At 70.2% G+C, this 16960-nt stretch carries 14 protein-coding genes and 1 pseudogene; 4 read left to right on the forward strand and 11 right to left on the reverse strand.

Annotation, left to right across the window (positions count from 1 at the left end; genetic code table 11):
- The first annotated feature begins 683 nt into the window (after positions 1-683).
- From AB0G56_RS16655 to AB0G56_RS16665, 3 genes are all read left to right on the forward strand, one after another.
- Complete coding sequence (locus tag AB0G56_RS16655) at positions 684-1790, forward strand: bifunctional DNA primase/polymerase (RefSeq protein ID WP_360969703.1); 1107 nt, start codon at positions 684-686, stop codon at positions 1788-1790.
- Positions 1787-3346: a phage/plasmid primase, P4 family gene (locus AB0G56_RS16660; RefSeq protein ID WP_360969705.1), complete on the forward strand. Its 1560-nt coding sequence runs from the start codon at positions 1787-1789 to the stop codon at positions 3344-3346. Before AB0G56_RS16655 ends, AB0G56_RS16660 begins: the two co-directional genes overlap by 4 nt.
- A 202-nt stretch (positions 3347-3548) precedes the next feature.
- Positions 3549-3932, forward strand: a complete 384-nt coding sequence (locus tag AB0G56_RS16665; RefSeq protein ID WP_360969706.1) for a DUF6009 family protein — start codon at positions 3549-3551, stop codon at positions 3930-3932.
- Positions 3933-3963: 31 nt separating this feature from the next.
- Here the strand turns inward: AB0G56_RS16665 and AB0G56_RS16670 are convergent, their stop codons facing one another.
- From AB0G56_RS16670 to AB0G56_RS16680, 3 genes and pseudogenes are all read right to left on the reverse strand, one after another.
- Positions 3964-4209: a Smr/MutS family protein gene (locus tag AB0G56_RS16670; RefSeq protein WP_360969708.1), complete on the reverse strand. Its 246-nt coding sequence runs from the start codon at positions 4207-4209 to the stop codon at positions 3964-3966.
- Between the two features lie 67 nt (positions 4210-4276).
- Positions 4277-5209 carry an alpha/beta hydrolase gene (locus AB0G56_RS16675; protein ID WP_360969710.1) on the reverse strand — a complete coding sequence of 311 codons (933 nt, stop codon included), beginning with the start codon at positions 5207-5209 and terminating at the stop codon, positions 4277-4279.
- A 432-nt stretch (positions 5210-5641) separates the two neighbouring features.
- A pseudogene (locus AB0G56_RS16680) lies at positions 5642-6607 on the reverse strand (sigma-70 family RNA polymerase sigma factor).
- A 179-nt stretch (positions 6608-6786) separates the two neighbouring features.
- On the opposite strand from AB0G56_RS16680, the gene AB0G56_RS16685 reads away from it, so the two are divergent.
- Complete coding sequence (locus AB0G56_RS16685; RefSeq protein ID WP_360969712.1) at positions 6787-7656, forward strand: L,D-transpeptidase family protein; 870 nt, start codon at positions 6787-6789, stop codon at positions 7654-7656.
- Here AB0G56_RS16685 and AB0G56_RS16690 read toward each other — a convergent pair.
- The 8 genes from AB0G56_RS16690 to AB0G56_RS16725 all read right to left on the reverse strand — a co-directional run bounded on the left by AB0G56_RS16690 (position 7646) and on the right by AB0G56_RS16725 (position 16856).
- Positions 7646-8887 (reverse strand): FAD-dependent oxidoreductase, encoded by a 1242-nt coding sequence (locus tag AB0G56_RS16690; protein ID WP_360969714.1) that lies wholly within the window; start codon positions 8885-8887, stop codon positions 7646-7648. The genes AB0G56_RS16685 and AB0G56_RS16690 overlap by 11 nt on opposite strands.
- Positions 8854-9048, reverse strand: coding sequence for a ferredoxin (locus AB0G56_RS16695; RefSeq protein ID WP_360969715.1), 195 nt, complete (start codon positions 9046-9048; stop codon positions 8854-8856). Before AB0G56_RS16695 ends, AB0G56_RS16690 begins: the two co-directional genes overlap by 34 nt.
- 44 nt (positions 9049-9092) lie before the next feature.
- Positions 9093-11576, reverse strand: coding sequence for a cytochrome P450 (locus tag AB0G56_RS16700; RefSeq protein WP_360970077.1), 2484 nt, complete (start codon positions 11574-11576; stop codon positions 9093-9095).
- The gene (locus AB0G56_RS16705) at positions 11525-12283 is read right to left on the reverse strand and encodes a hypothetical protein (protein ID WP_360969717.1); all 759 of its coding nucleotides are present in this window, start codon (positions 12281-12283) and stop codon (positions 11525-11527) included. The genes AB0G56_RS16700 and AB0G56_RS16705 overlap by 52 nt, the downstream gene beginning before the upstream one ends.
- Positions 12284-12496: 213 nt before the next feature.
- Positions 12497-13054: a type VII secretion system-associated protein gene (locus AB0G56_RS16710; protein ID WP_360969719.1), complete on the reverse strand. Its 558-nt coding sequence runs from the start codon at positions 13052-13054 to the stop codon at positions 12497-12499.
- A 121-nt stretch (positions 13055-13175) separates the two neighbouring features.
- A complete protein-coding gene (locus AB0G56_RS16715; RefSeq protein ID WP_360969721.1) occupies positions 13176-13535 on the reverse strand; it encodes a hypothetical protein in 360 nt (119 codons plus the stop codon).
- A 1443-nt stretch (positions 13536-14978) separates the two neighbouring features.
- Positions 14979-15965 carry a hypothetical protein gene (locus AB0G56_RS16720; RefSeq protein WP_360969723.1) on the reverse strand — a complete coding sequence of 329 codons (987 nt, stop codon included), beginning with the start codon at positions 15963-15965 and terminating at the stop codon, positions 14979-14981.
- A gap of 270 nt (positions 15966-16235) precedes the next feature.
- Entirely contained in the window at positions 16236-16856 is a 621-nt protein-coding gene (locus tag AB0G56_RS16725; RefSeq protein WP_360969725.1) for a hypothetical protein, read from the reverse strand.
- Positions 16857-16960: the final 104 nt, after the last annotated feature.

Here is a 16960-nt window from a genome sequence, read left to right on the forward strand (position 1 = left end):
CTGGTGTTTTCGCAGGTCAGAGGGGTTCTGACCGTCCAGACAGGGACTGTAGGGACTTAAAGTCGCAATTATGACGTAGACAAGACATGTGATTCGTGTACGCGGGCGCGTATGTAACCCATATTCATGTACAGCTCATAATTGCCGAGTTCAGTCCCTACAGTCCCTGATGGGGAAGTCGTAAGCCTCTGACCTGCGAAAACGTCCAGGGACTCAACAGGGTCCCTGGACCCTGTCGGCCCCTGGACTTCGGTCCCTGGGGCGCTTCGGACCCTCCGGGCCGCCGGTACAGCCCTCTTTCAAGTGCTGGCTTATATGACAATCATCAGTCCCTTCAGCCCCTAGGGTGGGAACTGGCTGGTCCCTGCCCCGCCGAGAGGGACCGGACGTCTCCCGGTCGCAGGGACCGACGCAGGCCGGTGCGCACCGGAGACTCACCGCAGGAGGGACCCAGGGACTCAAGGGACCAGGAAAACTGATAGAAACGGCACGCGGCCCAGAACAGACCCACTTTTCGGACGATGAGCTCTAGACTCTTTTTCGCACTAGAGTCCCTTCGGTCCCTGATGGCGCGTCACTGCCAGCCAGGTGTCCGTGCAGTGAGCCAACGATGAGACGTGACGAGGACGATCCCCGTGCCGCGCGAAGGTGAGAACCGCGAAAGTGCAGCCCGAGTCGGGCCCGTGGCTCCGCATGCCGTCGCACGGTGGTGTGCCGCTCAGGGCTGGCCGGTCCACCCCCTGGCCCCCGGGCGCAAGACGCCCGCCGCGAACTGCCCTGACTGCCGCACGCACCGGCACGACCCCGCCGACTGCTCCTGCCTCCCCGCAGGCCGCCCCTGCCACGGCTTCCACGCGGCGACCACCGACCCGGACCGCATCGACCGCTGGTGGACCGAGAAGCCCTCGTCGGGCGTGGGCGTAGCCTGTGCCCCCGCACAGCTGGTGGTCATCGACATCGATGCCCACGCGGCCCCGGTGGCCGACCGCTCGCGCCTGCTGCCCGGCATCCCCATCCCCGAGCAGGTGAGCCTGGCCGGGCTGGCCTCCGGTTTCGACACGCTGGCGCTGCTGGCCGCCTACCGGGGAGAGCCCGACCCCGCCTCGGACGAGACGACGCTACGGGTCCGTACCCCTTCGGGGGGACTCCACGTCTGGTACCTCAACCCCGCCCCCTCGACCCGGTTCCGCTGCTCCACCGGGTCCGGGCGGAACGCGGCGCTGGCCTGGCAGGTCGACGTCCGTGCCGACGGCGGCTACATCGTGGCGCCCGGCACGCGGACCCCGCAGGGCGTCTACCGGGCCGAGGGCGCGGCCCGGCTCCCGGCGCCCCTGCCCGGCTGGCTCAGGGACGAACTCACCCGCACGGGACATGTCGTGGCTCCGCGGCCCGTCACGCCCTTCTCCGCGCCTTTCAGGCCCTTGCCTGAGGATTCCCCCTCCCAGAGGCCCGTAATCGCCTCAGAAGCCGCTCCAGCCCCTTCCAGGGCCCTCCGTCCGGGCCACGGCGTGGCTGGTGCGCTACGGATCCTGGATCCGCTGATCCAGCAGGTCGCCGGGTGCGCCGTGGCCCGGGAGGGGACGAGTTTCACCGAGAAGCTCAACCGGGCCGCCTACACCGCCGGAGGGCTTGTGGGCGCGGGGCACCTCGAACACGCGGACGTCCGGGACCGACTCGTCCGGGTCGCCCAGTACGCCCGTCCCTGGCAGCAGACCAGAAATGAAACGATCGTCGACGACGCCCTTGCCGTAGGGTCTGCCCGCCCTCTCCACCTCAAAGGACGTCCATGAGCAGCAGTGCCGGAAGCTCACCGCGCTTCGACCCGCAGGCTGCCGCTCAGCAGATGCTCGACCTGGAGGCGGCCGGCCCGTCCGGAGCGGCCCTGTTGCCCGCCCAGACGGCGCCTGAGGCCGTGTCACTGGCGTCGCCGCTCCCGCCGCCGGGCGCCTTCGGCACGCCGTCCCTGCCGCCGTCGCTGTCCGACCGGGGGAACGCGCGGCTCTTCGTGCAGATGCACCGCGACCAGTTCCGGCATGTGGAGGGGCTGGGCTGGTTCGCCTGGGACGGTTACCGGTGGAAGCGCACGGGGGGTGAGAAGGCCGCGCTGTGGGCGGCGGGGGAGATGGCCGAGGACATGCCGGACACCGATCCGCGCGGCATCTTCAGCAACCGTGAGATCGCCCAGCACAAGCGGCGCACCCTGTCCACCACCGGCATGAAGGCCCTGCTCACGCAGGCGAAGGCGTCTCCCGACCTCTCGGTGGACCCGGACTGCCTGGACGGGGATCCGTACGCGCTGTGCACGCCGGCGGGCGTGGTCGACCTGCACAACGGCCATCTGCGCAAGGCCGACCCCACCCGGGACTTCCACTCCCGGGCGACGAGCGTGGCCCCGCAGCGGATGGAGACGCCCCGCTGGCACCGCTTCCTCGCGGACACCTTCGGCAGTGATCCCGAGGGCGAGGAGATGATCGACTTCCTGCACCTGCTGCTGGGGTACTCGATCACCGGTGACGTGGGTGCCCAGGTGCTCCCGTTCCTGCACGGCGAGGGAAAGAACGGCAAGTCCGTCCTGCTGGACATCATGATCCAGATCCTGGGCGACTACGCCGACGCCGCCCCGCCCGGCTTCCTGATGGACCGCGGAGCGTTCTCCGAGCACTCGACCGAGCTGACCGAGCTGCACGGCCGCCGGCTGGTGGTGTGCAGCGAACTGAAGCCGAACGACAAGTTCGACGAGGCCCGGGTGCGGCTGCTGACCGGCGGCGACAAGATCAAGGCGCGCCGGATGCGGCAGGACTACTTCTCCTTCACGCCCACCCACCACCTGTGGCTGCTGGGCAACCACCGCCCGGAGGTCTCCACGGGCGGTTTCGCCTTCTGGCGCCGCATCCGCCTGCTGCCCTTCACCCGGACCGTCCCGGCCGAACGCAGGATCGACAACCTCGCCTTCGAACTCGTACGGGACGAGGGCCCCGGCATCCTGCACTGGCTCATCGAGGGCGCCCAGCGCTACCTGGCCACCCGCGACCCGCTGGAGGGACCCGACCGCGTCCGCATCGCCACCACCGCCTACGCCACCACCGAGGACCACATCGGCCGCTTCCTGGCCGAGTGCTGCACCCGGGACGGCGGTGAGGCCGGGCGGGACCTGCGGGTCGAACAGGGCCTGCTGTACACGGAGTACAGCTCCTGGTGCAACGCGGGAGAGGGGATCAGGCCGGCGACACCGAGGGCCTTCGCCAACCGGGTCCGCCAGGAGGTCGGATTGGCCTCGCCGGCCGACATGATCAAGTCGAACGGGCGCAAGTACTACCCGGGCATCGCTCTGCTGGAGCACCCGTGAGAGGGCCCGGAGTTCGGCCGTACTCAGCGGTCGGCCTGCATCCCGGCCGCCGGGCGCTCTACGATGGAGGGCAGGTCCCGCATGCGGTGGCTCCCACCCGAGGCCCCGCCGCTGGCAGGAGCGCGGGCCGGAGCGACATGTTCACATGCCTGGCCACGTCCCCCTTGGTGGGGAGCACGCCGACGAAGGAGGGGCTGCAGCCATGAGCTCGCTACTGACCGAGAGCGACCTCATCCACGAGGAAGAGGTGGTGTGGCTGGAGAACCCCGAAAAGCTGGACTACGTCCGCCAGGCGCTGGACAAGACCAAGCGCCGCAACACCAAGCCCCCCTACGCCCGCGACGGGCGCATGGTGGGTTACGCGCTGCTCGACGAGCAGGCCTCGCCCGACCCCGACAGCGGCCTGTACAAGCGCCGGGTCTTCTTCCTGCTGCCGCACGACCGGGACAGCCTGCCCGACGGCCTCTACCGTGAGGGGGCCCCCGGCGAGGCCGTCGACCCCCGCACCATCGCGCCGAAGAAGCCGGGCGCGAAGACGCCCCGGTCGCAGTGCGGCTCGCTGCCGATAGCGACGTCGGCGCCCTGAGCGGGCGGTCCGGGCGCGGCGGACTACCGGCTCAGGAGAAGTACACGAGGACGCGGCCGGAGTTCCCCGCGTCGACCTCACGGCGGACGTAGAGCTTGCGGATGTGCTGCTGGTCCAGGAAGGCCAGGACCCGTGCCCGGAGCTGCCCCGACCCTTTGCCGGGGATGATCTCCGCGACCGGCACGCCGGCGTGCGAGGCCCGGAAGAGGAACTGACGCATCGCGAGTTCGATGTCCCGGTTGTTGCGGAACAACGGGTGCAGGTCGAGCGTCATCATGGGGAGCCCTCCTCCGGGCGGGGTGCGCCTTGGCCCTACAGGCTACGGCCGGAGGCCACGGCCTCCCTCATCCGCCGTCACGTCCCGTCTCACGTACGAAGGCGAGCACCGCGTCGGTGAACCGCTCCGGTTCCTCGACGTGCCCCATGTGGCCGCTGTCCTCCAGGACGAGCAGCCGCGAGTCAGGGATCAGGTCGTCCAGTTCCCGGCCCCAGCGCAACCCGCAGATGACGTCGTGCCGGCCCACCACGACCAGCGCGGGCACCGCCAGACCCTTCAGGGCCACGCGGTCGTCGATGACGTCGGGGGAGAGGTCCTCGTCAAGGCCCGAGATGAACGTCGCCCGGATCGCGTCCCGGAACGGGGCCAGCTCCTCCTCGTTCTCCCAGTAGCGGGCGAAGTACGAGGGCAGCACGCCCCGGGCCACCGCCACGGTGTCCTCGTCGGTGGCCATGCCGGACATCGCGCCGAAGGCGGCCAGGACGTCCGGCAGGCCGGGGTGACCGGCGTGCTCGGCGGCGAACTGCTCCACCATGCGGCCCGCCTCCGCGCCGTGCTCGGGCCCGGTGACCGGCGCCCCTTCGTAGAGCACGACACCCGCCAGCCGCTGTGCGCGGTTCAGCGCGTGATAGGCGGCGACGAACGCGCCGTGCGAGTGGCCGAGCAGGTGGACCTCGGGCACGCCCAGGCGGTTGATCAGTACTTCCAGGAAGCGGCTGTAACGGTCCCGGGTGTAGCCGTGCGGGTGCGAGGGGAGGCGGCCGGACCCACCGGTGCCGATCGGTTCGACGTACACCATGGTGAGGCGCGCTTCCAGTGCCGGCATGCGCAGGTACTCCCAGTGGATCCCGGGTCCTCCGGGATGGGCGATGACCACCGGGCCGTTGCCGTACACGTGGTACCGCTGGGTGATGCCGCCCACTTCGAAGGAGTGGGCGCCGGGGGACAGCGGGCCAGAGGAGGCGTCGTGGGCGTGATTCGAACCGGACGTGCTGCTCATGGGGTTCTCCGCATCGAGTGAGGGTGTGTGCTGACACCGACACGACGCGGGAGGTGGTCGAAAGTTCGATCGCGTGGGCGTGATCCACGTCACGCCGGGCGAGAGGTCCGGAGTGCGGAGGCCGCGCAGAGCTATTACGCCGTAATAGGGCGGGGTGGCGTCGCGGTGGCGGGCCCGGCGCGTCACGGCTATTACGGCGTAATAGGGCCAGAGGGGTTTCGCGGTGGCGGGCGCCGCGCGCAGGGGCTATTACGGCGTAATAGGTCGCGGTCCCGAGCGGGACAGGCTGCGCTTGCGAGGGGGGCTATTACGCCGTAATAGCCAGGATGGCTCCGCCGGGCAGGCCGCGTCGGTGACCCCGGCGTCGAGGCTCCGGCGTCGAGGCTCCGGCCTTGGGCCCTGGCGCCGGCGGTCCTGGCGCGACCCGGGGGTTCAGGCCGTCGGGACTTCTCGCATCGCGGCGGGACGCGTCGCGTGGTAGAGGCGCAGCTCGTCGACGCGGCCGCCTTCCAGGCGCATGATCCAGGCGACCCCGGGCGGGCAGTGGCCCGGGGCGTCCGGCGGATTGACCAGATCCATCTCCCACACGACCAGCGACCGGCCGGCGACGACATGCCGCGGGCGCTGGCGGACCCCGGCCGACAGGTCGGAGTCCATGCCCACCAGCATCAGCCCGACGCCACCGAGCCGGTGCCCGCCGCTGAGCAGGGAGAGATCGGGGGAGTAGCGGTCCTTGACCACCTTGTCGAACTCCCCGCGCTCGGCGGCGGCGAGCGTCTCGGGCGCCTCCTGCCAGCTGGCCTCGGTACGGCGTGTGGCGTCGTCGTGGCCGGAGGCGGAGGTGTCCGCGAGGGCCTGGGCGAGCAGGCCGCGTGCCTGGTGCAGACGGCTGCGGACCGTGCCGACGAAGACCGCGCAGGCCTCGGCGATCTGCTGGTACGAGGTCACGCCGGACGAGAAGTAGCGGAGCACCACCGGCAGCCGCAACACCGGGGACAGTTCCTCCACGGCCTCCCAGATCCAGTCCCGCAGGACGTGCCGGTCCAGCAGTTGTTCGGGGGAGGCACCGTCGGGAGGCAGGGGCACCTCGTCCACGGGTTAGATGCGCCGGGCCTCCCGCAGCAGGGACCGGCAGGCGTTGCGCACCACCATGCGCAGCCACGGTCCAACGGCCTGCGGGTCACGGACGTCGGCGATACGGCGCAGGGCGGCCAGCGCCGCTTCCTGCACGACGTCGTCGACATCGGGACCGGGGCCCAGCAGGCTCAGGGCCACCGCGCGCATTCCCGGGCGGTGGCGCTCCAACAGCGTTCCCAGAGCTGCCGCTTCGCCCCGCTGCGCCGCCCGTGTCAGGAGCGCGTCCTCGGCTCGCACGATGTCCATCAGCGCCGTATCCATGTGTGGCCTCCGGCCCTGGTCGTTGCTGTGCCCGAGGATACCCAGGGGAGAGAACCGGCCAGATGTGGGCGACGGTCACCCGGCGAACACCACGGGCGCATCGGCAGCACCTGCGGTGATGTGTCTCATACAGGTGGGGCGCTGACGAGTTCCTGAAAAGTGTTCGACATGCTTGGGGCATGGCCTCACCGAGCAAGCACACCCCCCGAGGGCGCCACCGGGCCCCGACGGCGGGTGACCAGATCTTCACCACGTTGTCCCGGGCAGGCGGACGCCTGCCGCTGACGGCCGCCGCCCTGGTGGTCGCGGCCACCGTCACCGGGTGCGGGGCGAGTGGAGCGGGGGCGTCCCACGACACCTCCGCGGCAGTCTCCGCGGACGGCCCCACGGCCGCCGCGCCCTCCGCGCGGGACGATGCGCGTCCGATGTCCGGAGTCGACAACGCGGCTCCCGAACTGCCCACGCAACTGCCCGGACTGGGACCCAAGACACTGTCGCAGGTCCCGGCGGAGACCCGGCAGGTCGTCCTGGTCACCGGCCAGGGCAAGAACTCCAACCGCTCCGGGGTCGTGCTGTACCAGCGCACCGCTGACGGCTGGAAGGCGGGCGCGACGTGGGCCGCGCACAACGCGCTCAAGGGCTGGACCGACGACCACCGCGCCGGTGACCTCCGGTCGCCCATCGGCGTGTTCACCCTCAGCGACGCCGGGGGCCGGTTGTCCGACCCAGGCTCCCGACTGCCGTACACCCGCTCCTCCGGCGGATACACCGTCGGCGGTCTCGGTTTCAACGGCGAACCCCTGGCAGGGGCGTTCGACTACGTCATCGCCATCGACTACAACCACAAGAAGGGCACGACCCCGCTGGACTGGACGCGTCCGCTGGGCGCGGACAAAGGCGGCGGCATCTGGCTGCACGTCGACCACGGCGGCCCCACCCACGGGTGCGTCAGCATCGCCAAGCGGCACATGAAGGAGCTGCTGGGCACGCTCGACCCGGCACAGCACCCGGTGGTCGTGATGGGGGACGCCGGATCGCTCAGCAGGTGAGGCGTTCCGGCTGCCAGAGCGCCCGGTCGGCCACCAGAGCCCGCAGGGTGCGCAGTTGCCGGAACATGCCCATGCCGAGGGCGGCGACCACCCGGCCGTCGCGGACCCGTACGGCGGTGAACTTCCGCTGCTCCGGGTCCCCGTCGACGACATGTGTCTCGCCGGGGCCGCGGGCGAGGCCGTGCACCTGGAGCCGCAGGCCGTACTGGTCCGACCACACGTAGGGAACCGTGCTGAACGGAGTCGCGGCCTCGGGCCCCGCCAGGATGTTGGCCGCGACCTGGCGTCCCTGCTCGGCGGCGTTGGTGCGGTGCTCGATCCGCAGCCGGGCGCCGGAGACGGGGTCGGGCCAGGAGGCCACGTCCCCGGCGGCCCACACGTCCTGCCCGGCGTACAACCGGCTGTCGCACTCGACACCGTCGCCCAGTGGCAGTCCGCTGCCGGTCAGCCACTCGGTGTTCGGCCGGGCGCCGATGCCGAGGAGTACGGCGTCGGCGGGGAGCGCACCGATGACACGGTCCCTGTCCGTGGCCACGCCCGTGACACGCCCCCCTTCGGTGAGCAGACCGGTGACGCGGGTTCCCGTGACGAGGCGGACCCCGTGTTCCCGGTGCACCGAGGCCAGCATGTCCGCGACGACGGGACCGACCGCGTCCGTCAGCGGTGCCTGCCCCGCGGTGATCAGGGTGACCTCGCAGTCCAGCGCCCGGGCCACCGAGGCGGCCTCCGCGCCGACGAAGCCGCCGCCCACGATCACCAGTCGCGGACGGCCGGCCAGCGCGGCCCGCAGCGTGAGCGCGTCGTCGAGGGTGCGCAGCACATGCACTCCGGCCACACCGGACGCGCCGAGCAGCGTGCGGGCCCGCGTTCCGGTGGCGACGACGAGACTGTCGTAGGGCACTTCGGACCCGTCGGCCAGCCGGACCCGGTGGGCGGCGGGGTCCAGGGCGCGGGCCGCCACGCCCAGCCGGAGCCGTACGTCCAGTTCGGTGTACGCAGCGGCCGGGCGCAGCAGGAGCCGTTCCTCGGGCCAGTCACCGGCCAGCAACTGCTTGGAGACCGGCGGCCGGTCGTAGGGCGGGCGTGACTCGTCCCCGATCAGCGTCAGCGGGCCGTCGTATCCCGCCTGCCGCAGAGCCTCGGCGGTGGTCAGGCCCGCCGCCGAGGCACCGACGACGACCACCCCGGCGGGAGACGTCACGCCTCGACCTCGATGGCGGCGGCCGGGCATACGGCGACCGCTTCGCGTACCGCGTCGTGCTGGTCGTCGGCCGGGTGTGCGGTGAGGAGTACGACGATGCCGTCCTCGTCGCGCTGGTCGAAGACCTCGGGCGCGATCAGGACGCACTGGCCGGCGCCGCAGCACTTGCCCTCGTCGACGGTGATGTTCATGACGCTCCTGTCGGTGGTGGTACGGGTCTTGTGAAGGGGTGGGGTCACCAGGCGACGGGCAGTTCGCGCACGCCGTAGACGATCCCGGTGGTGCGGAAGGGGATGTCCTCCAGCGGGCGGTCGAGCCGCAGGCCGGGGAAGCGGCGCAGCAGGGCCGGATAGGCCTCCTGGAGTTCCACGCGGGCGAGGTTCTGGCCGAGGCACTGGTGCGGTCCTGAGCCGAAGGCCATGTGCTTGCGGCTGGACCGGGTGACGTCGAGGCGGTCGGGGGCTTCGAAGACCGCCGGGTCGCGGTTGGCGGCCTCGCTCACGCACAGCACGCCGTCACCGGCCGCGATGCGCACCCCGCCGATCTCGATGTCCTCCAGGGCGACCCGGCGTCGTCCCATGTGCGTGATGGTCAGGTACCGCAGCATCTCTTCGACTGCGCCGGCGACTTGGCGGGGATCACCGTCCCGTACGGCGGCCAGCTGGTCCGGGTGCTGGAGGAAGGCGCAGGTTCCCAGGGCGATCATGTTGGCCGTGGTCTCGTGCCCGGCGACCAGCAGCAGCCGGGCCTCGTTGGCGCATTCGTCCTCCGTGCCGCGGCCGGTGGCCAGTTGCTCGGTGGCCATCCGGCTGAGCAGGTCGTCCCCGGGCTGCTTCGCCTTGCGCAGGATGAGGTCGCGCAGGTAGTCCACCAGTTCCTGGGAGGCGGCGACGGCTGCCTGGGGGGTGCTGCGGGTGTCGATGATCGCGGCGCTGGCCCGCTGGAAGAAGTCGTGGTCCTCGTAGGGGACACCGAGGAGTTCGCAGATGACGAGCGACGGCAGGGGCAGGGCGAAGGCGGTGACGAGGTCGGCGGGCGAACCCTGCCGTTCCATCGCGTCCAGGAGGTCGCCGATGATCCGCTGGATACGCGGGCGCAGCCGCTCGGTTGCCTTTACGGTGAAATTGCCCGTGTACAGGCGCCGCCGTTCGTTGTGCTCGGGCTCGTCCATGGTGATGAAGGCCCGGTGGCGTGCGCGGATGGCGTCGCTGCCCGCGCTCATGCTGGGGTAGCCGGGCCGGGTGTTGTCGGCGCTGATACGCGGGTCGCGCAGGAGGGCGACCTGGTCGGCGTGGCGGGTCACCAGCCAGGCCGTCGCGCCGTTCCAGAGCGTCACCCGGGAGATGGGCTCGGTGTCCAGCAGGGCCGTCACCGAGGGCGGCGGGTCGAAGGGGCAGCCGGGGGCGCGTTCGGCGGGCCAGGGGGTGGCCGCGGGGGAGGGGGCCGGGCTGGGGACGGACGTTGCCTTGGTCATGACTGATCCTCGGCTTCTAGGATGTGCTGTGGGGACGGCGGTGTGGGTGGGGGCGCCGGGGCGCACGTTACGACGCGCCTGACATCCGCGGAAGAAGCGATCCGTGTATGGGGCATGTTTTTCGCCATTCCCGTCCCCCTCCGTACACACATGTTTCCCCGTCCGTGGCCGCGGGGAGTGCACGGCCACGGACGGGCGGACCCGGGGGAGGGACGGGCCCCCGGGGGCTCTCGGTGAGGAGCGGCCGGACCGTCGGGTGGCGGGCGGCAGGTTCGGGCCGGTCGTCCCGAGCTGCTCCGTGGCGACCACCGGCGGCACCGGCCAGGTCACGCCCTTCGGCGGCCAGCTCTGCCCGGTCGCCTTCAGGAAGTCCGCGGGCGGCTCGTACAGCGGCGGCTGGGTGCCGTCGGGGATCATCGAGGCCCACTGGATGCTCTCGGTGCGGCCCTTGAACTCCTGCTTCATCGCGTCGAGCCGGTCGGGCTGCTCGACGAGGTCGATGGCGCCGGCCGCGAGGTAGCGGGCGGCCGACAGCATCGCCTGGTGCCCGATATTGGTGGCCGCCGTCGCGGTCACGCCCCAGTTGTGGTTGGGCAGTCCCGGCGGGTACGCGGCGGACAGCAGCACGGCGGTGGGTGCCTGCCAGCTGATGTCGGCGGTGTCCGTGGCCAGCCCGCCGGTGCAGGCGGCGGCCGGGGGAGCGAGCGGTACCAGTTCGGTGGGCATGCCCACCTCCGGGCGGCCCAGCGACTTCTGCACGGCCTTCGCCAGGGTGTGGTCGGCGTCGGTGAACTTCGGCGCGCCGATCTGCTGCATGTTGTCGTACAGCAGCTCGGCGCCGGCCTTGTTCGCCAGCAGGTTCCAGGTCGCCGAGTGGAACTTGTGCACCAGCCGGGTCTGGCTGGCCTGCGCTGCGGCCTTCGCGCACTCCACGATCTTGTCGTAGAGCACCCGGGCGCGTGCCGGGCTGCCCTCGCGGACGAAGAACCAGATGGAGCACATGTCCGGGGTCACGTTCGGGGCGCCGCCGCCGTTGATCACGGCATAGTGGAACCGGCCCGACGGCGCGACGTTCTTCTCCCGCAGGTACTCGGACATGGTCGCCATCAGCAGCGCGCCGTCCAGGCCGCTCTTGTTGCCGAGCGGGGTGCCGCCGTGACCGGAGGCGCCGAGAAAGGTGAACGTGGCCGATATCAGCGCACGGGTGGTGTTCCAGAACGGGTCGTGTTGTTGAACGGGTGCCAGTCGAGGAACGCGTCGAGGCCGTCGTAGACGCCCTCCTTCACGGCGTACGCCTTGCCGACGAGCTGCTCCTCGCCGGCGCTGCCGAACAGCTTGACGGTCGCCTTCAGGCCCTGGGTGCGGATGGCCTGCGCGACCGCGATGGCGGCGGCCGTACCGCCCGCGCCCAGCGCGTTGTGGGCGTCGCCGTGCCCGGAGCCGTACGACGGGCCGTAGGCGTCGTAGTTGTAGACGAGCGGGTCGTGGGTGGCCACGCCCTTCTTCTGCGAGAGGCCCGGCAGCGCGTCGTACTCGGCGTTGAAGCCCAGCACCGGGCCGCCGTTGCCGTAGGTGGCGACGAACGCGGTCGGGAAGCCCGCCGAACCCCATTCGACCGTGAAACCGTTGGCCTTGAGGAGATTGGCGGTGGCGAGGGACGACTTCCACTCGCGCAGCGACAGCTCCGCGTACTTCCAGACGTCGTCGTTCAGCTTGGTGACCGCACCCTGGTCGGCGTCGATCCAGCCGAGCGCGGTCTGCCTGGCCGCGGTGTTCCTCGCCAGCCCCTTGGGCGCCCGGTACGTCGTCGGGGAGACCCCGGTCTTCTCGTCGTAGCCGAGGGTCGCGGCGAGCACCGGGTCGCCCTGGAGCAGGGCGGCCGTGGTCGCGGTGGCGCCCAGCCCGAACATCTTCAGCAGGCGCCGGCGGCCCGGGTGGAGGTCGTCGTTCACGTCAGTCTCGTTCCTCGGGGGAGGGAGGAGGGCCGGTGGACAGCCCACGACAGAGCTGCCAGGTGGGTCCGTAGAAAACATGTATGCCGGCAGATGTGCACACCTGGACAGACTGACGGAGTGTAACGTGCCGACGCTTCAGATACGTGTCTCATTCTCGGTGAGGGCCGGGTCCGGCCACTCCGTACGCGGACCGCCTCCGGCCGTCCCCTATTACGCCGTAATAGGGGTCGGGCGTCCGCGTCCGCAGCGGAGTTCCGTCGGGTGCCAGCCATATGCCCACGATCGTTCCGGCCAGCCGCTGGGGACATCCTCCGGAGGTCCCCAGCCGGTGGAGGCCAACTGCACCGCTTCGTCCACGGGACCGGTCGGTTTGGGCCACCCGAGCGCCAGCGGTGAGGGGCGGTACTCCTCGTTCTCCCGGCACTCCACCACTTCGCCCTCGGGGCCGGATCGGTACTCGCCCGCCACGGTCCAGCGGGGTGGCGCACCCTCGCCGCGCCATCCCGGGTCGACTAGGCCGAGCCAGTGGTCGGGCGCCACCTTCGCGGCTTCACGGAGTTCTTCCGGGATGTTGGAAAGCGGGTTCGTGTCGTCCGGTCCGGTCGATGTAACGTCGCTCATTTTTTCCGTTCGATGAGGATTCAGAATTGCGTGGATGGAAAATCTTCCACTGGCCTTCGCCGGTTTCCGGGTCGATCTCCACCGGCGAATCGATATATAAATCGTTCGTTGGTGCATGCACCGTCTGTCGAATAGTGCCCGGGCCATTCCTCATTCCTCTGCAGGTCGATTTCTGCAGCAGCGACAGCCCTTGTTGAAGAGAATCTTCCCTCTCGCTGAGAGCCCCCACGGCGCGTGTCGGCACAGTCCTTCCCAGCCTGGCAGAGTCCTAGGAAAACTCCTGGCGGTGCCCTGGATCATTCGCCTTCCCTCCTTGCTGGTGCGGGACACCGGTACTGCCACTGCTGGTTGCGGGCATGTGCCCTCGGATCTCCTGCCGAGGTGCCCTGTACTGGTGAGGCGCGGCCGGCAGTCGATAGGGGTGTTCCGGTTGGGGGTGGCGTTGCCTGGGGTGATAGGTGAACCAGTAGCCGTCCAGCCGAAGCCATTCCGTGTGGGTGTCGATGGCTTGGCCGATGGGCTCGCGGGTCTCTTCGTCGATGAGCACATGGGTCCACAGCTCCGAAGCCGGGACGGATTCACCCGTGATGGCGGTCAGGCGGATCTGTTCGGGCCGTTCGGCGGACACGCTGTGGGCGTTCGGCCGGCTGAGGATCCAGCGACTGACGGCGACACCCGCGGGGCATGCCGCACGATCCAGGTCGTGGGTGCTTGACGGTCTCCTTGGTGCAGTAGTGCCATGGGCCCGTCACCGGCCCACACGTTCCTCCCGGTCACAGCCGCCAGGATGCGCGGCAGTTCCAGCCGCCCGGCCGCCGCGTAGGGCATCACGAGAACGACCGGAGCATCCGCGGGGAAAGAGTGGTGCTCGATGACACTACGCACATGCTCGGCGAACTTCGTGAAGGACAGCTCTCGGGGTCCTCCGCGAGAGGTCACCGCCACCCCGAACGCCGAGGAGCCGGCGGCGACGAGGATCGGCATGGTCGTACCCCAGGGAGACGGCCTGCCCGGCGTTCCTTGGGGCACCTCGTGGGGCAGCCGCGGCGCGTGGGAGAGGACGAATTCCTCGGTGATCGGCGGCCCGATGGGAGCGATCAGCCGACCGTCGCCATGATGGCGGTAGTCCACGCCGGTGATCACGGAGCCGTGGCTGACGACCCACTGGCTGAGGACCGCTGACTTCAGGGCCGCTTCGAGCGGTCTCGATGGTCCGGTGAGACTCGGGCCGAGTGCCGGGTTCAGTTGGGTGCCGGGCATTCGCCAGTTCCGGTTGGCTGCGGAGTTGATGTGGTACCGGACGCCGGTTGGGTGAGTGGGTGGTCGGGGGAGTGCTCGGGAGGACTGGGGCAGCGTGCGGCGAGGGAGGGAGGCGTTGGGCTGTTGATGCTGAGGTCGGGGGCGGAAGGTGCGCCAACCCTCGTGGTGTGCTGCTTCCAGGTCTGATGTTGTGGAGCCCCAGGGGGCGTGGACGATGCGTCCGGTGATGTCGGCGACTTGTTGCGCGATGACTGTTCCGTCGGGTGCGGGGGCTGCGGTGTTGCAGGAGACGAGGACGATTTCCCGGTTGCGGTCGAGTTGCAGGCTGGGCCGTCGTTTCAGGAGGTTGCCGAGGCCGTCTCCCGTCAGCGAGTGGGTGGCGCCGTGTGAGTCGCGTACACGGACCAGGTTGCGGGCTCCATGAGCCAGGTAGAAGGAGGGCACGGGTCGCCGGCCGCCGTTTGCCCAGGGCAGTTGGACCTGCGGGGCGTTCATGATGTCCAGGCCCTCCTTGCCGTCAGCTGAGTAGATGGTTCTGGCGGGCGCGTGATGGGTCGGGAATGCGAGCGTTGACGAGCCCGGCTCCCTGACGAGCCAATCGGTGGGTGACAGGTGTGCTCGTCCGAGGTGGCGGCCGCTCTGGTCGACGATGGTGTAGCTGGCCAGTTCGGAAGCCTGTACGTGTCCGCCGAGTGTGGTGAGTTGCTGGTGGGGTTCGCCGTGGGGTTGTTGGCGAGGATGTCGGGGGTGCTGGCGAGCCAGTGGCTGGGGGGTGTGTGGGTGTCGGGCTGGTGGAGGGTGATCCAGGTGGTCAGGCCGCGTCCGTCGGGGCGGAGTCCTTGGGTGGCCTGGGGGACGAGTGCGAGTCCGCCGTCGGGTGCCCAGACGGTGCGTCCGGTGCGGGCGGCGATGGTGCGGGGCAGGTGCATTCCGCCGGCGCCGGCGTGGGGATGAGGAGGACGATCGGCTCGGCGGGGTGCATGGCCAGGATCATGTTCGCGGCGAGGTGGTCGGCGAACTCTTCGACGCTGTACGTGTACGGACCGTGAGGAGTGGTGGTCTCGGTGCCGCCGTGGGGGCTCAGCTCGGCCGCGATGAAGAAGGGTGTCTCGGAGGCGCGGTTCCAGGGCGCGTCGCTGTTGCGGACGGTGGGAGGTACTTCGAAGGGAACGGGGCCGGTGAACGTGGTGAATCCGTCGGTGATGAGCCGCGTCACGGGTGCAGGCATCTGGCCGCGCCCGTCCGTCAGACCGTCCAGGGCCGCGGCGAGCACGACGTTCATCGTCATGATCGACGCGGTCTGCGCCGCGGTGCGGGCCAGGAACTGCGTCAGCTCCGTCGTGAACAGCTCTCTGAAGAACGTGTCCAGAGCCAGTTTCTCGAACGCCGCCTGGATGGGGTTGAAGACCTCCAGGGTGGCGATGAGGGCCAGCTCCGCGAAGAACAGGACCACCTGCTCCACGATCATCATGTTCGTGTAGTCGAGCTGGTAGGCGAACTCGTTGCCGGCGTCCGCCAGCTGCAGCGCGGTGTCCTTCAGACCCTTCACATAGTCGGCGCCGTCCCCCGAGGTGAGCTGCGAGACCGCCTGCGCGTACGCCTGCATCGCCTCGCCTTGCGCCCCCTTGACGGTGGCACCGGTGATGTCCCCGAGCGCGCCCTCCAGACCGGTCAGGAAGCGTGCCGGCTCCAGGTGCGGGACCACGATCTCGGCGCGCACCCGCTCCGCGGAGCCCTCGGGGATCGACATCCCCGACAGTGCGATCACCAGACCATCGACCACCGGGTCCACAGCCACCGAAAACCACCCGCAAGCACACATCAGCCGACGGAACAGGCCGTCGCGTGATCGCGTCCACAGCGCCTGTGCCGTGGAGGGTAGGCACCCTCTTCACCTCACACGATTCTCGCCGCGGAAAAGTTCACGGCGGAAACGCGCATGGATCGAGCCACACCGGGAGCGGCGGTCTCACGGAGCGGCGGACATGTGTCCGGGGAGACGACGAGGGCGTGTCCTGGCGCGGGAGGACCGGGGCCGGGACACGCCCGAACGAGCGCGGGCAGGGGGTCAGCCGCGGGAGGCGCCGGCGCCGTCCTCGGCCGCGTCCTGCCGCCCCACCGGTTCGACCAGGGAGTACATCACCGACCGCTGCTGCTTGTGCCGCCGGATGCGGCCCTTGGCGACCAGGGCTTCCAGGGTGTTGCGCACCACCTGCGGCGTCGGGTTGCGGTCCGGGTGCTTCTCCAGGAGTTCGTCGCGCAGTTCCTTGGCAAGGCGCGGCTCCTCGTACTGGCCGAGCAGGTCCCGCAGCAGGTCTCCGAGCAGAGGCTGACGCGACTTCCCCTTCGCGGCAGTCCTCGGGGCGGTGCGGCCGGCGCGTGCGGCGGCGGTGCCGCGGGACGCCGTACGGCGAACGGGCGCGCCCGTCCCGGCGGGAACGGTACCGCTGCCGGACTCATCGGGTGTGAGAGCAGGCTCCCCCTGGGCCTGCTCGGGCAGGCGGGACGGGTCCGACGACGCCTCATACCGCTCCGCGAGGGTCAGGATGTCGACCAGGAGTCCTTCCTCCTGCTTCAACATCTTGATCTTCTCGGCCAGTTCCTGCTGCCGACGGCGATTCTCCTCAAGGTCCGACGCGGCCTGCTCGACATACCGCGATCGGAGGGTGGCGGCTGATTGGCTGGTCACAACCGTTCACTCCTTTGTATTTGGATGACGTTGCGCATGGTACCCACGCCGGGGGACCTGTGCTCAGGAGTGCGCTTCACGGAGACCGGGCGGACGACGTGTCG

The organism is Streptomyces sp. NPDC021356 (assembly GCF_040641015.1).
Classification (GTDB): Bacteria; Actinomycetota; Actinomycetes; order Streptomycetales; family Streptomycetaceae; genus Streptomyces.

Bases quoted from the DNA above. Each gene is read 5' to 3' on its own strand.
- AB0G56_RS16660 (WP_360969705.1), top strand. From the start codon at position 1,787: ATGAGCAGCAGTGCCGGAAGCTCACCGCGCTTCGACCCGCAGGCTGCC.
- AB0G56_RS16665 (WP_360969706.1), top strand. From the start codon at position 3,549: ATGAGCTCGCTACTGACCGAGAGCGACCTCATCCACGAGGAAGAGGTG.
- AB0G56_RS16670 (WP_360969708.1), bottom strand. From the start codon at position 4,209: ATGATGACGCTCGACCTGCACCCGTTGTTCCGCAACAACCGGGACATC.
- AB0G56_RS16675 (WP_360969710.1), bottom strand. From the start codon at position 5,209: ATGAGCAGCACGTCCGGTTCGAATCACGCCCACGACGCCTCCTCTGGC.
- AB0G56_RS16685 (WP_360969712.1), top strand. From the start codon at position 6,787: ATGGCCTCACCGAGCAAGCACACCCCCCGAGGGCGCCACCGGGCCCCG.
- AB0G56_RS16690 (WP_360969714.1), bottom strand. From the start codon at position 8,887: ATGCCCGGCCGCCGCCATCGAGGTCGAGGCGTGACGTCTCCCGCCGGG.
- AB0G56_RS16695 (WP_360969715.1), bottom strand. From the start codon at position 9,048: ATGAACATCACCGTCGACGAGGGCAAGTGCTGCGGCGCCGGCCAGTGC.
- AB0G56_RS16710 (WP_360969719.1), bottom strand. From the start codon at position 13,054: ATGGCCCGGGCACTATTCGACAGACGGTGCATGCACCAACGAACGATT.